The 16,389-nt window shown below is 61.4% G+C and carries 12 protein-coding genes; 4 read left to right on the forward strand and 8 right to left on the reverse strand.

The genetic code is table 11. The annotated features are described in order from the left end of the window. Nucleotides 1–18 precede the first annotated feature (18 nt). Together LZ496_RS07175 and LZ496_RS07180 are read right to left on the reverse strand one after the other, a co-directional pair. Nucleotides 19–822 (reverse strand): LytR/AlgR family response regulator transcription factor, encoded by an 804-nt coding sequence (locus LZ496_RS07175; protein ID WP_249903965.1) that lies wholly within the window; start codon nt 820–822, stop codon nt 19–21. Beyond that, nucleotides 819–1,904, reverse strand: a complete 1,086-nt coding sequence (locus LZ496_RS07180) for a sensor histidine kinase (protein WP_249904916.1) — start codon at nt 1,902–1,904, stop codon at nt 819–821. Before LZ496_RS07180 ends, LZ496_RS07175 begins: the two co-directional genes overlap by 4 nt. 207 nt (nt 1,905–2,111) lie before the next feature. Here LZ496_RS07180 and LZ496_RS07185 point away from each other — a divergent pair, with 207 nt between their 5' ends. Genes LZ496_RS07185 through LZ496_RS07195 form a run of 3 tightly spaced genes read left to right on the forward strand, consistent with a single transcriptional unit; the run spans nt 2,112 to nt 7,049 of the window. Continuing rightward, a complete protein-coding gene (locus LZ496_RS07185) occupies nt 2,112–2,696 on the forward strand; it encodes an HD domain-containing protein (RefSeq protein WP_249903966.1) in 585 nt (194 codons plus the stop codon). A gap of 30 nt (nt 2,697–2,726) precedes the next feature. Continuing rightward, complete coding sequence (locus LZ496_RS07190) at nt 2,727–4,655, forward strand: M1 family metallopeptidase (RefSeq protein WP_249903967.1); 1,929 nt, start codon at nt 2,727–2,729, stop codon at nt 4,653–4,655. A 57-nt stretch (nt 4,656–4,712) separates the two neighbouring features. Continuing rightward, nucleotides 4,713–7,049: a putative bifunctional diguanylate cyclase/phosphodiesterase gene (locus LZ496_RS07195; RefSeq protein WP_249903968.1), complete on the forward strand. Its 2,337-nt coding sequence runs from the start codon at nt 4,713–4,715 to the stop codon at nt 7,047–7,049. Here LZ496_RS07195 and LZ496_RS07200 read toward each other — a convergent pair. From LZ496_RS07200 to LZ496_RS07225, 6 genes are all read right to left on the reverse strand, one after another. Continuing rightward, nucleotides 7,046–8,500 (reverse strand): CYTH and CHAD domain-containing protein, encoded by a 1,455-nt coding sequence (locus LZ496_RS07200; RefSeq protein ID WP_249903969.1) that lies wholly within the window; start codon nt 8,498–8,500, stop codon nt 7,046–7,048. The two genes, LZ496_RS07195 and LZ496_RS07200, sit on opposite strands and share 4 nt — an antisense overlap. Nucleotides 8,501–8,504: 4 nt before the next feature. Next, nucleotides 8,505–10,544, reverse strand: a complete 2,040-nt coding sequence (locus tag LZ496_RS07205) for a hybrid sensor histidine kinase/response regulator (protein WP_249903970.1) — start codon at nt 10,542–10,544, stop codon at nt 8,505–8,507. A 71-nt stretch (nt 10,545–10,615) separates the two neighbouring features. After that, a complete protein-coding gene (locus LZ496_RS07210) occupies nt 10,616–11,131 on the reverse strand; it encodes a flavin reductase family protein (protein ID WP_249903971.1) in 516 nt (171 codons plus the stop codon). Nucleotides 11,132–11,166: 35 nt separating this feature from the next. Further along, nucleotides 11,167–11,958 (reverse strand): phenylalanine 4-monooxygenase, encoded by a 792-nt coding sequence (locus tag LZ496_RS07215; RefSeq protein WP_249903972.1) that lies wholly within the window; start codon nt 11,956–11,958, stop codon nt 11,167–11,169. A gap of 269 nt (nt 11,959–12,227) precedes the next feature. Beyond that, complete coding sequence (locus tag LZ496_RS07220; protein WP_249903973.1) at nt 12,228–14,651, reverse strand: DUF11 domain-containing protein; 2,424 nt, start codon at nt 14,649–14,651, stop codon at nt 12,228–12,230. Nucleotides 14,652–14,828: 177 nt separating this feature from the next. Further along, nucleotides 14,829–15,077 (reverse strand): 4a-hydroxytetrahydrobiopterin dehydratase, encoded by a 249-nt coding sequence (locus LZ496_RS07225; protein WP_249903974.1) that lies wholly within the window; start codon nt 15,075–15,077, stop codon nt 14,829–14,831. Between the two features lie 192 nt (nt 15,078–15,269). On the opposite strand from LZ496_RS07225, the gene hppD reads away from it, so the two are divergent. Next, nucleotides 15,270–16,373 carry a 4-hydroxyphenylpyruvate dioxygenase gene (hppD, locus tag LZ496_RS07230; protein ID WP_249903975.1) on the forward strand — a complete coding sequence of 368 codons (1,104 nt, stop codon included), beginning with the start codon at nt 15,270–15,272 and terminating at the stop codon, nt 16,371–16,373. The last annotated feature ends 16 nt before the right edge of the window (nt 16,374–16,389 follow it).

A 16,389-nucleotide genomic window follows, 5' to 3' on the forward strand; every position in this document is an offset into this window, starting at 1 on the left:
TTTCGCCCCCCTCGTTCGCTAGTGAACGAACCTTGCCACCACGTCGCGATAGCTTCGTGACACTTTGACCTGCGCCCCTGAATCCAGCACCAGGAAGCACTCGCCATTGGTGTGCGGCTTGACCTGGCGCACGAGGTCCAGGTTGACGATGGTCGACCGGTGAACGCGCTGGAAGCGCCGCGGATCGAGCCGCTTTTCCAAGTCCTTCATGGTTTCGCGCAGGATCAGCGTGTTGTCGCCCGTCTGGATGCACATATAGTCGCCGGCCGCGTCGATCCGCTCGATTGTATCGACGTCTACCCGGAAGATCTGACCCTGGTCGCGGATGTTGATCATCTTTTCGAAGCGATTGGCGGCCGGCGCTTCGGGCATTGCCTCGGCAAGCTCTTCCGCTGCCTCCGGCGCATGCTCGGCCAGCGCCTCCTTAAGCTGCTTGACCTCCTCCGCGCCGCGCTTCTCCGCCAAACGCTGGCGAACCCGGTCCAAGGTCGATGCCAGCCGATCTTCTTCGACCGGCTTCATCAGATAGTCGACCGCCTGGGCCTCGAACGCCCGCAGCGCATGTTCGTTGTAAGCGGTAACGAACACGAACAGCGGCGGCTCGACTTCCATCATCCCGGAAATGACCGAGAAGCCGTCGAAACCCGGCATCTGGATGTCGAGGAAAACGAGGTCCGGCTTATGCGTCTTGATCGCCCGGATCGCCTCGCGGCCATTGGCTGCGGTGGCGACGATCTCCACGTCCTCATGCGCTTCGAGGCGCAGGCGAAGTCCCTGGGTCGCCAGGGGTTCGTCGTCAACGAGGATGGTGCGAATGGTCATGAATGATCCCTTTGATCGGTTTCGAGCGGAAGTTCGACAATAACGCTAAAGCCCCCATGTTCGTTCGTTCGCGTGGAAAAACCATGTGCCGGACCGTACGCCTGCGCCAGGCGGTCCTGGATATTCGCAAGGCCGACGCCGGTCGATTGCGCATCGATCGGAGTGCCGCCAGGCCCTGGTCCACTGTCCGCCACTTCGATCCTCACTGCCTGCCCCTCACGCTGAGCGGTAATCCAGATGTCGGCCCCATGTTCCGCCGGCGTGACGGCATATTTGATCGCATTCTCGATCAGCGGCTGGAGGAGCAACGATGGTAGCCGCGCCCCGATCGTATCCCCGTCGATCTTGAAATGTGGGCGCAATCGATCCTCGAAGCGCATCTTTTCAATCTCGAGGTAGAGCTTCAGCGTCTCCACTTCCTGCACCAGCGTCACCTTCGCCGTCGGTTCATTGACCAACGTGTATCGAAGGAATGACGACAGCCGCGACAGCATCGCGTTGGCCCGTTCGGTCTGCTTCAACAGCACTAGAGTCGAAATGCTGTTCAGCGTGTTGAACAGGAAGTGCGGATTGAGCTGGTAGCGAAGCATCGCCAGCTGGGCCGTTGACGCTTGGCTTTCCAGCCTGGCGCGCTGGTCGATCTCCTCTTCCAGCAGCAGATAGTAATTGATCCCGTAGTAGAGCGCCGACCAGGCGGCGAGCAGCGAAAAGTCGAGGATGATCGCGCCTAGATATTCGACACCGACCGGCTTGGCGTCCGGCCTCAGGAACGTCGCATAGCTCCACGTCTCGATGAACGAGAATGCCGCCGATGCGAGGATCACGGTGCCGAGACTGATGATCACCGTCCACATCGCGCGCATCGTGATCAGCCGGCGGTAGAGCGAGGCCATCAGCAGGGTCAGCGAATAGCCTGTCGCGGTCAGCAGAAGCGAGTGGACGACGAACATCGCGCCCATCGAATTGGCGAGCCCGGACAGCGAGCGGAGCATGAAATATCCGCTCCAGCCGATCGACTGAAGCACCCAGAACGCGCGGTTCTTGTCGTCGAAAAAGGGCCGATCCAGCCCGACCAGCGCCAGGATCGGGCGCGCCGGGCCCTTGCTGCGGCGGATCGGCGCCCGACCTTGAGCCGCGGCTTCCGCCAGGGCGCGAACGCTGTCGCTTGCAATGTCCGTCTGGTTGGTCACGGCACGATCCATTCAGCCGATATAGGCTGGCCGCCGCGATGCGCCTACCCTTGGCGTTCCCGTTGCCCGGTACTAGGCTGGCCCGCAAGGAGAGGCGACATGACAGAGCAGCGCGCCCAATTCAGCTCGATGAAGGAGGGAACGGCGGCCGACTGGTCGATCATCGGCTCCCATTTCATGGACTATGCCGCAGGTTTGCCCGACCGCGTGCTCACGCATCTCAAGCTTCTCGACGGGGATTATGGCGGCTTCCCGGTCGACCGGCTTCAGCATTCGCTCCAGACCGCGACGAGGGCCCACCAGGCCGGTGAAAGCGAATCCTATGTCGTGATGGCCCTGCTCCACGACATCGGCGACACGCTCGGCAGCTACAATCATCCCGAAATCGCGGCAGCCATCCTGAAGCCATTCGTCGACGAGAAGCTCCATTGGATCTCGGAGCAGCATGGAATCTTCCAGGGCTATTATTTCTTCCACCACCTCGGAATGAACCGCGACATGCGTGAGGCGTTTCGAGGTCATGAGCATTTCGAGGATACGGCGCGCTTCTGTGAGCTCTACGACCAATCCGCCTTTGACCCGGCCTATGAAAACGCCCCGCTCGACTTCTTCGAGCCGATGGTCCGGCGGGTCTTTGCACGGCCGCTCAACACCCTCTACAAGGCCGTCGCCCAGCCAGCCTGAGCCCCTATTTTTCCGGAGTGACCCGTTTCGATGCGTTACCTGATTGCCGCCGTCGCGGCCCTTTGCCTCGCTTCCTGCCAAACCGAAACTTCGCCCCCGCCCGCGGGTCAGTCGGGACAGGTAGCGCCGATTCTGGATTCGCCGGACGCGGTCGACGCAGCCAGCTACGCCAAGCCGCTTGAGGCGCGCGTCGCCAATGTCGATCTCGACCTGGCGCTGGATTTCGATGCGAAGAAGGTCAGCGGAACGGCCGCGCTCGACGTCATTGCCAAGTCCGGCGTGAAGCAGATCATCCTCGACAGCAAGGGCCTCGAAATTGCCGAAGTGAAGGATTCGGAAGGCAATTCGCTCAAATGGGCGCTTGGCCCCGCCGATCCCAGCAAGGGTTCACCGCTAACCATCGACCTGCCTGGCGACGGCAAGCAACGGATCATCATCAGCTATAGTTCGAAGCCGGACGCCGCCGCCCTCCAGTGGCTGAGCCCCGAACAGACGGCCGGAAAGAAGCATCCCTACCTGTTGAGCCAGGGCCAGCCGACGCTCAACCGGACCTGGATCCCGACGCAGGACAGCCCTGGTATCCGCCAGACCTGGAGCGCAACGGTCACCGCGCCCGAGCCTCTGAAAGTCGTCATGTCGGGCGAACGGCTGACGCCGGACGGGGAGCCCGCGGGCGACGGCCGCCGAGCCTATCGATTCAAGATGGACAAGCCGGTGGCCCCCTATCTGATCGCCATCGCGGCGGGCGACCTTGCCTTCCGCGAGCTTGGGCCGCGCACCGGCGTCTGGACGGAGCCGGTTATGCTCGACCGCGCAGCCGCCGAACTGACCGACACGGAGAAAATGGTCGAAGCTGCGGAGAAGCTTTACGGCCCGTACCGCTGGGGCCGCTACGACGTGATCGTCCTTCCCCCCTCCTTCCCCTATGGCGGAATGGAGAATCCGACCCTCACTTTCCTGACCCCGACCTTCATCGCCGGCGACAAGAGCCTGGTTGGCCTCGTCGCCCATGAGCTGGCGCACAGCTGGTCGGGCAATTTGGTGACCAATGCCACCTGGGCCGACAGCTGGCTCAACGAGGGCTTCACCTCCTATTTCGAAAACCGGATCATGGAGGCGATCTACGGCCCGAAGCGCGCTTCGCAGGAAGCGGCGCTGAGCTTCGACGAGATGACAAAGTCGCTGGAAGAAGAGGGAGCCACCGGCCCCAACACCCGCCTGCACCTGCAGCCGTCCGAAGCCAACCCTGACGGCGGATCGGGCGGCATCGTCTATGACAAGGGAGCGATTTTCCTCAGGACATTGGAGAAGCTGGTCGGGCGCGATCGCTTCGATGCTTGGCTCAAATCCTATTTCGACCGCTACGCGTTCCAGCCGATGACGTCGGCCAAATTCCTGGCCGATTTCCGCGAAAATCTGGTGAAAGGCGACAAGGCGCTGGAAGACAAGCTGATGCTTGATCAATGGGTCTATGAACCCGGTCTTCCAACCAATGTCGCGCGCCCGGATCCGGCGGCATTCGCCGACGTCGACAAGGCTGTTGCCGCCTTCGCTGCCGGTGGCCCCGCACCAGCCGAATTCGCAAACTGGACGACGGCAGAGAAGCTCCGCTTCGTCAATCGCATCCCCCGCAAGCTTGAATCGGCCCGGCTCGATGAGCTCAACGGCAAGCTCGGGCTAAACGGTGCCGGCAACAATGAGGTGTTGTTCGCCTGGCTCGATCTGGCAGTTGGCAACCGTTACCAGCCTGCCGTGCCGGCGCTGGAACGGTTCCTGACGGAGCAAGGCCGGCGCAAATTCGTTCGACCGCTGATCACCGCTCTTGCAAAGGACAGCGAATGGGGCCGCCCGATCGCTGCCCGAATTTACGCCAAGGCGCGGCCATCCTACCATTCGGTGACCTCGAGCGATCTCGACAAATTGGGGCTGGTCCCGGCAGCGAAATCGGCAAAGCTTTAACCGCGAAGTAACCCAATTCGGCCTATCTGTTGGCGTCCAACCCAACGGAAAGACCGGATGTACGAGGCACCTGACCGTTATAAGCGTATGATTTCAGCGCGCCTGCCCGATGGCGAATCGCTGGGTGTCACGTCGCAAGCCGCGGATGAAGGAAGCAGCCCGCTTCGCGATGCACAGCTGATTGCGCGCGGCCAATTCGCACCGTTTTTCGCCGCCGTGAACAGCATCGCCGCCATTTTCATGGCCATGATCCTCTTTGGCCATGTCCCTTCCAGCTATTTGGGCGGATGGGCCTTGGCGGTCGTCGTCACGAATCTCGGCGCGATGCAGCTGGCGCGGACACAAGCCGTCACGCATGTCGGCCGTTCCGGTCGGAAGGTTCCGAAATGGCAGATGGTCGGCGACATCTCTCTGCGCGGCCTCGTTTGGATATCGCTTCCGGTCCTCAGCTTCGCAACGCTGGAACCGCAGAGCCAGGCCGTTGCGGCGACGCTGATCGCGGGCCTCGGCATCGCGGCGCTCGGACTGGTGGTTGTCCCGGCCTGCGTCACGGCATGGATGGCAATCTTCACCGGCGCGCTCTGTTATTCGCTGCTGGTGGCCGGCAATTCGCTACCGTTCAACACGGTATTGGCAATCATCTTCACGTTAGGTGTCGCGGTCGTCGGGGTCCTTACGGTCGCACGCTGGGCCTTTGGCCAGCTTAAGACCAACGCGGATTTCGGCTCTCAGTCGGAAAGCGCGAGCCTGTTGCTGCAGGAATATGAGCAGCGCGGCGTGGGCTGGCTTTGGCAAGTCGATGGCGAGAATCGCGTCACCTACATTTCAAGCCGAATGACGGCCCTTCTGGGCCGTCCGGCAAGCGCGCTGCTGGGACACTCGATGCCGTCGCTCTTGGGCGGCCACGCGGAACTCGGCCGTGTACTGCTGCAGAAGCAGCCCTTCTCAAACCTGGAGATGGAGCTTCAGACGGCACGCGGCGCCCGCTGGATCTCGATCGCTGGCGACCCGATCGTCGACACCGCCGGCCGTTTCGAAGGATTTCGCGGAGTCGGCAGCGATATCACGGAGATCCGCCAGACCCAGGAACGGCTGACCCACCTTGCCAATATGGACGTGCTGTCCGGGCTGCCGAATCGCGGCCGCGTGCGTCAGCTGCTTGGCGAGGCGCTCCGCCAGGCGACGGTCGGCAATGTACCGTGCGCCATCATGTTCCTCGACCTCGACGGCTTCAAGCCGGTCAACGACACCTTCGGCCATCCGAAGGGTGACGCAGTGCTGCAGGCCGTTGCCAAGCGCTTGTGCGACCAGGTCGGGCCCGACGGCCATGTCGGCCGCATGGGCGGCGACGAATTCGCGATTGTGATCGCCGATGCCCAATCGCGCCACAAGGTGGAGCAGCTGGCCGAAGGGATCATCAACGCGATCAAAGAACCCTATATGATCGACCAGACCGAAATTCGGATCGGCGTGTCGATCGGGTGCGCATTTGGTCCGATTGACGGCGCGACCGTCGACGACCTTATCCTGAAGGCCGACCTTGCGCTGTACGAAGCCAAGGGTGCCGGCCGCGGCGTCGCCAAATATTTCTCCTCGGAGCTGCAGACCGAGCAGGACGACCGCGTTCGCCTGGAGACCGACCTTCGCGGGGCGATCGCTTCCAAGCAGTTCCACCTCGTCTTCCAGCCGCTCGTCAGCGCCAAGACCCAGAAGCTGGTCGGTTTCGAAGCGCTCATCCGCTGGAATCACCCGCAGCGCGGCTTCGTCCCGCCGAACGTCTTTATTCCGGTCGCTGAGGAAGCCGGCCTGATGCCGGTGATCGGCGAATGGGTGATCGAGGAAGCGATCCGCGCGGCCGCGACCTGGCCCGAACCGATCACAGTCGCGCTCAACGTCAGCCCGAAGCAGATCGTCCTGCCGTCGCTTCCCAACGTCGTCAGCCAGGCCCTCGGCCGCTACAAGCTGCCGGCCAACCGGCTGGAACTGGAAGTCACCGAAGGCGTGTTCCTTGGTGGCGAAGGCGCGACGCTCGACGTGCTGAAGCGCCTCAGGGCACTAGGCGTGGGCATCGCCCTCGACGACTTCGGCACCGGCTATTCGTCCATCGGCTATTTGAACAAGGCCGTGTTCCACAAGCTGAAGATCGATGGCAGCTTCGTCCGCGAGGCGGGGTCCCGGCAGGAAAATGTCGCCATCATCCAGTCGATCGTCCAGCTGGCGAAAAGCTTCCGAATGTCGGTAACGGCCGAGGGCGTTGAAACCGCCGAGGATTTCGAACGCATGCGCGAACTCGGCTGCGATACGATCCAGGGCTATTTGTTCGGACGCCCGCTCAGCTACGAGCGAGCCAACCAGATGGTGCTCGGGCTCGGCGCCAAGCGCATGGCCGGCTAAGCCTCGTACCGGCCCCAGAAGGCTCCGATGTCTCGAAGCTTGCCGAAATGACGCTTGGCCGCGCGCAAGTGCCGGCTTCTGAATTTGCGGTCCGTTTCATGTGCATGGCCGAATAGCAATTCCTGCCGCGTCGCCAGGTCGTTTAGCTCGCCCAACCGGTCCTGAACGCCCTCAGCGGCATTGACGAACCTAGCCCTTTCATCAGCCAAATTCCGAAATGGCTCGGCCAGGAACTCGACCGCGTAGCGCATCTTCTTGGTGCTGATCCTAAGCTTGTGCCGCTCCACGTCGGAAAGCCGCCCCAATCCTTCGGCCTTGCGATTGATCCTCGTCCAAAGCCGATCTAGCCGCTTGATCGCAAATGGCATCAGCGGCCCCATGGCCTTCTTGCTCGACCGCCATTTGCCCGTCTGCACCCAGGCGAACAACTCAAACATGAACAGTCGGAAGCTTCGCGAATCCAGCTTACGGATCAACCGGCTGTAGAGGCGCTTACGATTGTCCTCCAGATTGCCGCGCGCGGGATCGTCGAGCGGCAGGGAAGCCAGGATCACGTCAATGTTGCGAGCCGCCCCCATTTCGCGCGTGAAGCGGCGCAGCTGGTCCTCGAATGCCTCGACCTTCGCATCGCGGATGGCAGGCCTGAACAGCCAAAAGGCCGAGCGGAGGCGCCGGATGGAGACCCTCATCTGATGAAGCGCCTCGGCATCCCGTTCGGCAATCAGCAGCGGCTCGTTCATCCGAAAATGCTTGAGGCAAGCGGCAGCTACGGTCGCAAAGCCTTCGGCAACGGACATCCTTGCACGGAGCACAACCGGGGTCGCCTTGACCGGCGCATTTATCCGCCCGTCAGCAAGCCTGAAGCCGCGTTCGGACTTCGCCAGCACCCCGATCTTCGCCGGCACTTGGCGGACGATCCTTCGCGCCGATGCGAACAACGCCTCGAGATTGCCCGCCTTCATTTCGAGCTCGATCTCATGGATCGGCTCGCAGGCCTCTCGGGCCTCGACCAGGCCTTGGTCATAAGTCAGCTCGAACGAGCCTTTGCCGTTGGCGACTGTCCGGGACACCCGCTCCACGTCACACCGGCAAAGCGCGGTGAGCTGGCGGATTTGCCGCCCCTTGAGGACATCGCCCAGCGGCGTCCTTGCGATGGCCTTTGCTTCGGGCCTCAGCCCGCTGATTTCTTCCTCCCACTCATCCCGTTCGATCGGAATTGGCGACCCCGAACATTTGACGGTCTGGGTAAAGCGTCCGTCGACCTGCCGGACCCGTAGCACCCAACCGCCGCGGCGCAGCTTTTCCTTCGGCGTATCGAAATAGACGGTGATCTGCCGCTGGCGCTCCTCTTCTCCAGAAAAGCAGGGAAGCGCTTCCAGCTCGAGAGCGTCGGACGGATCGATATCCAGTTTGATTTCGATTTCCCGGCTCGGGCTGCAGCTGTCCGCCATCCCGTCACTCCGCCTTTGCCAGCGCTGCCCGGACGGAATCTTCTAGGGTCGCGGCGCGAAAGGGCTTGGCCAAAATCTCCGCATCCGGCGCGACCCGCCGGATCGCATCGGTTTCGTTGTAGCCTGACACGAACAGGATCGGCTGCCCTGGCCTCGTGGCGAGGATATGTTCGGCAACCTCCGCGCCCGACAGGCCCGGCATGATGTAATCGACGATGACAAGATCAGGGCTGGTGGCGGCGAACTTTTCGATCCCTTCCCCGCCGTCGGCCGCCTCCATGACTTCATGGCCATATTCTTCCAGGCCGGCTGCGATGAACTGCCGGACATCGGGATCGTCGTCGATCACCAGCACGGTGGCAGCTCCACGGCTCCGGCGCAGTTCGTCCCCCGTCTTGCCGCCGCTCGCCGGTACTTCGCCGTCCCGGTCGGCACGGCGGAAGTAGAGCTTGACGGTCGTGCCTTTGCCCGGACTGCTTTCGATCTTGGCGTTACCGCCCGACTGGCGGGCCATGCCATAGACCATCGACAGGCCGAGCCCCGTTCCCTTGCCGACTTCCTTGGTGGTGAAAAACGGATCGAATGCGCGGCCCAGGACCTCCGGCTCCATCCCGCCGCCGGTGTCCGTTATCGACAGCTCGACATAGGTGCCTGGAGCCAGGTCGGGGTCATCGGTGATGCGCAACCGCCGGCTTGTAATGGTCAGCGTCCCTCCATCAGGCATGGCATCGCGCGCGTTGATGGCCAGGTTAAGGACCGCCACCTCCAGCTGCGTCGGATCGGCGAGCACTGGGGTCAGATGCGGATCGAGGTCGAACTTCTTTTCAATCCCGGGACCAAGCACGTTCCGGAGAAGCGGTCGCATCTCCTCGATCAGCGGTGCGACATAGGTCGGGCGAACTTCCAGCCTCTGTACCCTGCTGAACGCGAGCAGTTGGGACGTAAGCCGAGCACCTCTTTCCGCGGCAGCGAGCGCGTTCGTGGCGAAGCGCACCAGCCGCTCATCCTGGACCTGCTTGGCTATGAGATCGAGGCCGCCGACGACCACCGTCAGCAGATTGTTGAAGTCATGCGCAATCCCGCCCGTCAGCTGGCCGAGCGCCTCCATCTTCTGGCTTTGGCGCAATTGATCCTGGGTTTCGATCAGCTCCTTCGAACGCTCGTCGACCTGGTGGAGGAGGTCGATCTCGCCTTCCTTGGCAACGGTGATGTCGGTCGCGACGCCGATAAAGCCGATCGGCGATCCGTCGAGCCCGAACCGCGGCTGCGACACGCTTCTGAGCCAGCGATATTCGCCGTCGGCCCGCCGGAACCGCGCTTCCAGGGTGAACGGCTTCAGCGAGGCCTCGCCGGCGACGCTCTCGGCGACGATCCGGTCCCAATCTTCCGGATGAATCCACTCGCGCCAGTTATGCGTGTTGATCTCTTCCGGAGAGAGGCCGGCGAATTCGCGATATGCCTCGTTCACGAAATCGCGGGTCCGGTCGAGCCTGGTGACCCACATCATCACCGGTGCGGAATCGGCAATTCGACGGAAGCGCGCTTCGCTTTCGCGCAGGGCAATTTCACTCGCCCTTTGCTCGGTCACATCCTGGATGACCAATATCAGGCCGACTACTTTCCCCTTCCTGTTGCGGTGGGGAACATAGTGGGCCTGTACGGTCAGCTTGCCGCGCGTGACATGGTCGAAGTCGGCGATGAACCACTGCTCCTCACCGGCCAGTGCTGCTTCGACCATCGGCCGGCGAAACTCATAGGCCGCCTCGCCGACCACTTCCTTCATCGTCCGTCCGAGCACGCTGCGCCGCGGATGCTCCAGCCAGTCGGCCAGCGTCCGGTTGAGGAAACGGTATTTAAGGTCCCGATCGAGGTAGGCGATCATCACGGGGAGGGAATCGGCAATTGCCAGCACGCCGGCGAAATCCACTGGACCGGGAAGGTTCGAGATTCCCGCCGCGACGGCTTTCAGGTCGGCGGCTTCGGAAGCCGGCCGGTCGCGCCCAGCGTCGTCCTTGGACGACTCAATTTTCCCCCGGTCGGCCATCGCGTCGAAGCTGCCTCGAATCGGCGCGAGAGTCACGCAGACTGTGGATAACCAACATTAAGACTTTGATTTCAGTCGAAATGCAGTCGCCGGTAACTGCCGCGAAAATAGAGCAGGGGGTCGAGCCGCGGCTCGAACGTCGCCTTCTTCACTTCGCCGACCAAGATGAAATGATCGCCGCCCTCATGAATGGCATGGCGAGCGCATTCGAACACCGAAAGCGAATCCATCAGCACCGGCACTCCATGTTCGCCCATGCTCCATGGCGTGCAGCCGAACCGGTCCTCGACCCGCGTCGAGAAGGTGATCGAGGCCGGCTGCTGCTCGGTCTGCAGCACATTGACCGCGAAATGCTCGGCCTCGCTCAGCGGATTGGCGCTTGCGGCCGCTTTCGACACACAAACAAGCAGCAACGGCGGATCTAGGCTGAGCGCGGTAAAGCTGTTGGCGGTAAGGCCAATCGGGTGCCCATTGCCGTCGAGGCAGGTGACCACCGTCACGCCGGTCGCAAAACATCCGAGCGCATCGCGAAGCGTTCGCGGGTCGGAGCCGGTGCGATATTCGCGAGTGACGGGCGCGTCGGTCATGCTTTCGCCGCCATAGCGGGCGGCGCCCATCGATGTCACCCCGCCAGCGCCCGCAGCCGGGCCAGGTCGAGCGCTTCCAGCTCCTCGGCTGCCTGATCCAGCGAGTCCGACACGAAATACAGCGGCTGGAAGGCGTCGCTACGGTAAGCCGTGCGCGCCGCATCCTTCAGTGTAAAGCGCGGCCGCTCGGCATCCGCCTCGAGCGCGAAATGCGCTTCGCCAAAGCTCGACGCCAGGCCCGCTCCAAGGATCTTCACCTCACCGGCTTCGCGTGCCAGGCCGAACTCCACGGTATGCCAGTAGAGGCGGGAGATGGTTTCCCCCTGCCCGTTCGCGACCGCCGCCACTCCCAACCGTCCCATGGCCTGCATCAGCCTCGCGACCGGCTCATGCGCAAGCATCGGCACATGGCCGAAGATATCGTGGAAGCAGTCCGGCTCTTCCAGATAGTCGAGGCTATCGGCCGAGCGGATGAAATTGCCGATCGGGAAGCGTCTGTCGGCCAGCATCGCGAAAAAGGCATCGTCGGGCACCAGCCCCGACACGGAAACGCAGCGCCAGCCGCTGACCGCCTCCAACCGCTCATTGAGCCGGTCGAGATCGGGTATGCCCGGCCGGTCGAGACCGAGCTTGGGAATGCCCTCCAGGAATGGCGCCACGATCCGCGAGCCCAGGTACGGCACCTGGCGCGCGAACAATGTGTCCCAAACGCCATGCTCGTCGGCGGTGAAGTGATCCCAATTCTGGGGAACAAGATGGACATGCCAGTCGACAGCACATCGATCTTGGGTCGCCGGAAGGTCGGTAACTTCAAACTCTCGAAACATTCTTCTTGTCCTTTGCGGGCAATAAAAAACCCCGCCGAAGCGAGGCTTGGCGGGGCGGTGGTCCGGTGCTGGGCGCGCGAAGCCTCAGCCGGTCTCCACCGCGTTTCGATAATAACGGACCGCAGCCGGCAGCACGGTCGGGCAAGCTTGGTTCAAGGCGAAGTTCGCGGTCATTGCGGCTCTCTTAGGCCACAACGCTTCTGAACGGAAGATGGCTGCTCGGATTAGGCAGGCGGCGGCGCCAAGAGTTGGCGCCGCCTTGCTGCCGATCAAATGAAGCCGAAATTATTGTAGTGATCGAGGCCCGCGTGGATCGTGCCGCCTCCGATGATGTCGAGATTGACGTCATCCCCCAGGTCATGCTCGTCGAACGCCGGGAGATCGTGCTGGACACCCAGCGTTCCGTTGAAATCATAGCCGGTGTTCCAAGCGGCAGTGTTTGTCCCGACTTTCGTCGCGGCGGACAGATCGGACTTGGTCAGGAGATGATTCTCGTCCGTTGTCGCTTCGATCAACCAGGCCACGCCCTCGTCGATGTAATGCATCGCGCTGTTCGGGTCGTCGCTATCGCCCACAAAGGAGCCGCCCAGATAGTTGAGCCACGACGCGATGACATCGCGGGCCAGCATATAGCGGCCGTCCTGCTGCAGCTTCTGTGACGCATCCAGGAACGACAGGGCATCGTCACGGCTGATAATGAGGACATTCTCTGTGGGGTCTGCGATCCCGTCCTTGTCCCAGTCGCCGATCATCAGATACCCGTTGACGCCTGGCGCGCTTTCAACGTCGCCGTCGCCATCGGTGTCATGGATCTTGTACATGAGATCCGAGTTCGGGCCGAGGATTCCGAGACCTCCTGCCTTCGGGAAGGTGCCGGTATCGCCATCCCACAACTTCGACCCGTTGTTCGACCAGAATCCAGGCGTCCGCCCAAGATTGAACGCCGTGATGGCGGCATCGTCACTGTCGTTGACCGGATTATCCTCGTCATCATGGCCGGTAACGCTGACGATGTTGGTGCGCGTCTCTCCGGCAGCCAAGGTTACGTCGGTCGTATAGGTGAAGGTCCAGGTTTCGTCCGTGTCGAGCAGCGTATCGCCATCGGTGTCGCCGCCGACGAAATGCGTGCCGTCGAGCAAGTTGACGTCGTCGCTCGTATCGCCTGGCGTTCCATTGTCATCGACCAGGGTGACAAGCGTCAGCGGATCGAACGGTGACGGGCTCGTATTGGTCAACGTGTAGGTGAAGGTCACCGACGTCGTTGCCCCAGCCTGGACCTCCGTCAGCGACGCGACCTTTTCGATGTTGATAGCCGGAAGGACATCCTGCCCTGTGACCGTCGCATCATCGTCATCGCCGACTTCATTGCCTTCATCGTCCTCGGCCGTCACCGCCGCGACGTTCGTTCGCGTCTCATCGGCGTTCAGCGTCACACCGTTGACGGTATAGTTGAAGACCCAGGTTTCCGTACTGTCGAGCAGCTCGTCACCATCGGTATCGCCGCTGACATAATGAATGCCGAGTGGATTCAGAACATCCACACCCTCGAGCAGGTCGATATCGTCGGTAAGGTCGCCAGGCGTCGCGTTGTCGTCGACGAGCGCGGTGATCGTCAGCGGGTCTGTCGTCGCGCTCTGGCTGGTCAGCGTATAGGTATAGGTGATGTTGGTCGGCTGGCCCTCCAGGATCGAGACCGAACTTGCGTCCTTTACCAGCGTGATCGCCGGCGGGACATCATTGACCGTGACAACGGCATCGTCGGCATCGTCAACCGAATTGCCTTCATCGTCCTCCGCGAACACTTGCGCGACATTCGTCCGCGTTGTGCCGGCATTGAAATTTAGGTCGTTGAGCGTGACCCGGAACGTCCAGATCTCGGTGTTTTGAAGCAGTCCATCCCCGTTGTCATCGCCGCTGACATAATAGACACCGAGATTGGTGCCGCTTGCACCGGTCAGCAGATTGATGTCGTCACTGGTATCGCCCGGCGTCGCATTGTCGTCGATGAAAGACGTCAACTTCAACGGATCGGTGTTCGAACTCTGGCTGGTGACAACATATGTGAAGGTGACGTCCGTAGGATCGCCTTCACCGAAGCTTGTCGGGTCCGCCGTCTTCTCCAAATGGATCGCGGGAAGGCCGTCACTGCCGATCTCGTCCGCCAGGACGCGCCATTCCTCGAATCCGCCATCAGCTCCGCTGAACTCGGAATAAAGTGTAAAATAGCCGGTTTTGTCCAAGAACAATGAGGTGGGGACCCGGAAGATATAATCGTCGCTGCCGCTGCCCGTATGTACGTCGGTCAGCAACAATGGGTCCTCCAGGTTGAAGACCTCGTTTAGGTCGACGAAACCATTGTCGAAATCCGTTCCATCGGCCGGATCCGCGGAATAGAAGAATCTCAGATCTTCGAGCGTGATCGGGGGATCGCCCGCTGCGTTGCCTTCGTTGAGGTCGAGCCTGAACTCGTAATAATCGATGCCGCCTTCGGTGACGATCTGCATCGAACTGAACTGAACGCTGTGAGTGAAGACGCCTTCCTTGTTGTCGGCCTCGTGGGGGTCGTCGGTGTTGAAACCTTCTTCATCGTCATGCGACTGCAGACGAAGGAAGGAATCATAGTTGCCGCTGCCGGAATTTACGTCGGACACGTCGTAGAGGACGCCCGTGCCCTCGATGTTGATGAATGCCATGACAAACCTCCACTACACAAACGGGAAGGAGCGTGGCGAATTAGGCCGGTTAACCGAAATTAAATAGCTATCGAAGGATAAGGTGCTGATACGCCTGCGAAATCATCACCTCGCGGTAAAATGATACCGCCTAAGGTACATTAATCATAAGTAAACGGAACTTCGGAACGACGGCCATTACAAGAGTTTGTTGATTGCCGTGGCCAGCATGACATCCCGATCGGTCAAAGCGTCAGCATCATGGGTCGTCAGCCTGAAATCGACACGATTCCAGACACTTGCGAACTCAGGATGATGGTCCACCTTCTCGGCATGCATGGCGACCCGGGTCAGGAATCCGAACGCTTCCGAGAAATCCTTGAAGCGAAAGCTTTTGTGGAGTGACTTGCCATCGGCGCCGAGCGCCCATCCATCGGGAATATCCATCGGCGCCCCTTATCACCTCCCTGCAATAATTTCCTGTCCTACGGGATGAGGCGGGGCTAGTGGGGCGGCGATATGGCCCGCCTGCAATTCGCCCGGTCACGAATGCCCACTGCCGGGACGTGACTTGAGCGGACGCCCATGTCAGTGCGAACATTGGTGAAGATTCGCGGGTCGAAGACTGGAGAAAATGCCATGGTCACCCTAGCCCCTGCCCCCGAGCTCGGCCCGCTGGGCCTTGAGAATCCGATGGGCACCGACGGCTTCGAGTTCGTCGAATATGCAGCGCCGGATCCTGAACTGCTGCGCAGCCTGTTCGCCAAGATGGGCTTCCCGGCCGTCGCCAAGCACAAGCGCAAGAATGTCACGCTGCACCGTCAGGGCGATATCAACTTCATCATCAATGCCGAGCCGGGCAGCCTTGCGGAGAAATTCGCTGAACTGCACGGTCCCTGCGCCTGCGCGATGGCTTTCCGGGTCAAGGATGCGAAGCATGCCCACGACCGCGCGATGAGCCTTGGCGCTACCGACGTTCACAACGATGTCGCGCCCGGCGAAATGGACATTCCCGCAATCGAAGGAATTGGCGGGTCGATCCTCTACCTCGTCGACCGTTACGGTGACAAAGGCACGATCTACGATGTCGATTTCGATTTCTATCCGGACGCGGCCCAGAAGGAAGCAAGCCACGCCTCGAACCTCACCTATCTCGACCACCTGACCCACAATGTGAATCGCGGGCGGATGGACCACTGGGCGGAATTCTATGAGCGGCTCTTCAACTTCCGCGAGATCCGCTACTTCGACATTGAAGGCAAGGTCACCGGGCTCTTTTCCAAGGCGATGACCTCGCCCGATGGAAAGATCCGGATCCCACTCAACGAGAGCCAGGACGACAAGAGCCAGATCGAGGAGTTCCTGCGCGAGTATAAGGGCGAGGGCATCCAGCACATCGCGCTCGGCAGCTCCGACATTTACCGCACCGTCGATACGCTCCGCGACCGCGGCATTCCGTTCCAGGACACGCCCGATACCTATTACGAGCTGGTCGACGAGCGCGTGAAGGGTCATGGCGAACCGACCGCGGAGCTTGAGAAGCGCCGCATCCTCGTCGACGGCGCGCCGACCGAAGGGCAGGGCTTGTTGCTGCAGATCTTCACCCAGAATGTGATCGGTCCGATCTTCTTCGAGATCATCCAGCGCAAGGGCAACGAAGGTTTTGGCGAAGGCAATTTCAAGGCGCTGTTTGAGAGCATCGAACTCGACCAGATCCGCCGCGGAGTGATCGACGCTGAGTAACAATCCTGCCGACGCT

The sequence above is a fragment of the Sphingomonas caseinilytica genome, assembly GCF_023516455.1.
Taxonomy (GTDB): Bacteria; Pseudomonadota; Alphaproteobacteria; order Sphingomonadales; family Sphingomonadaceae; genus Sphingomicrobium; species Sphingomicrobium caseinilyticum.

Excerpts from the sequence above, each read along its gene's own strand:
- LZ496_RS07175 (WP_249903965.1), bottom strand. The coding sequence starts at position 822 with ATGACCATTCGCACCATCCTCGTTGACGACGAACCCCTGGCGACCCAG.
- LZ496_RS07185 (WP_249903966.1), top strand. The coding sequence starts at position 2,112 with ATGACAGAGCAGCGCGCCCAATTCAGCTCGATGAAGGAGGGAACGGCG.
- LZ496_RS07190 (WP_249903967.1), top strand. The coding sequence starts at position 2,727 with ATGCGTTACCTGATTGCCGCCGTCGCGGCCCTTTGCCTCGCTTCCTGC.
- LZ496_RS07195 (WP_249903968.1), top strand. The coding sequence starts at position 4,713 with ATGTACGAGGCACCTGACCGTTATAAGCGTATGATTTCAGCGCGCCTG.
- LZ496_RS07200 (WP_249903969.1), bottom strand. The coding sequence starts at position 8,500 with ATGGCGGACAGCTGCAGCCCGAGCCGGGAAATCGAAATCAAACTGGAT.
- LZ496_RS07205 (WP_249903970.1), bottom strand. The coding sequence starts at position 10,544 with ATGGCCGACCGGGGGAAAATTGAGTCGTCCAAGGACGACGCTGGGCGC.
- LZ496_RS07210 (WP_249903971.1), bottom strand. The coding sequence starts at position 11,131 with ATGACCGACGCGCCCGTCACTCGCGAATATCGCACCGGCTCCGACCCG.
- LZ496_RS07215 (WP_249903972.1), bottom strand. The coding sequence starts at position 11,958 with ATGTTTCGAGAGTTTGAAGTTACCGACCTTCCGGCGACCCAAGATCGA.
- LZ496_RS07220 (WP_249903973.1), bottom strand. The coding sequence starts at position 14,651 with ATGGCATTCATCAACATCGAGGGCACGGGCGTCCTCTACGACGTGTCC.
- LZ496_RS07225 (WP_249903974.1), bottom strand. The coding sequence starts at position 15,077 with ATGGATATTCCCGATGGATGGGCGCTCGGCGCCGATGGCAAGTCACTC.
- hppD (WP_249903975.1), top strand. The coding sequence starts at position 15,270 with ATGGTCACCCTAGCCCCTGCCCCCGAGCTCGGCCCGCTGGGCCTTGAG.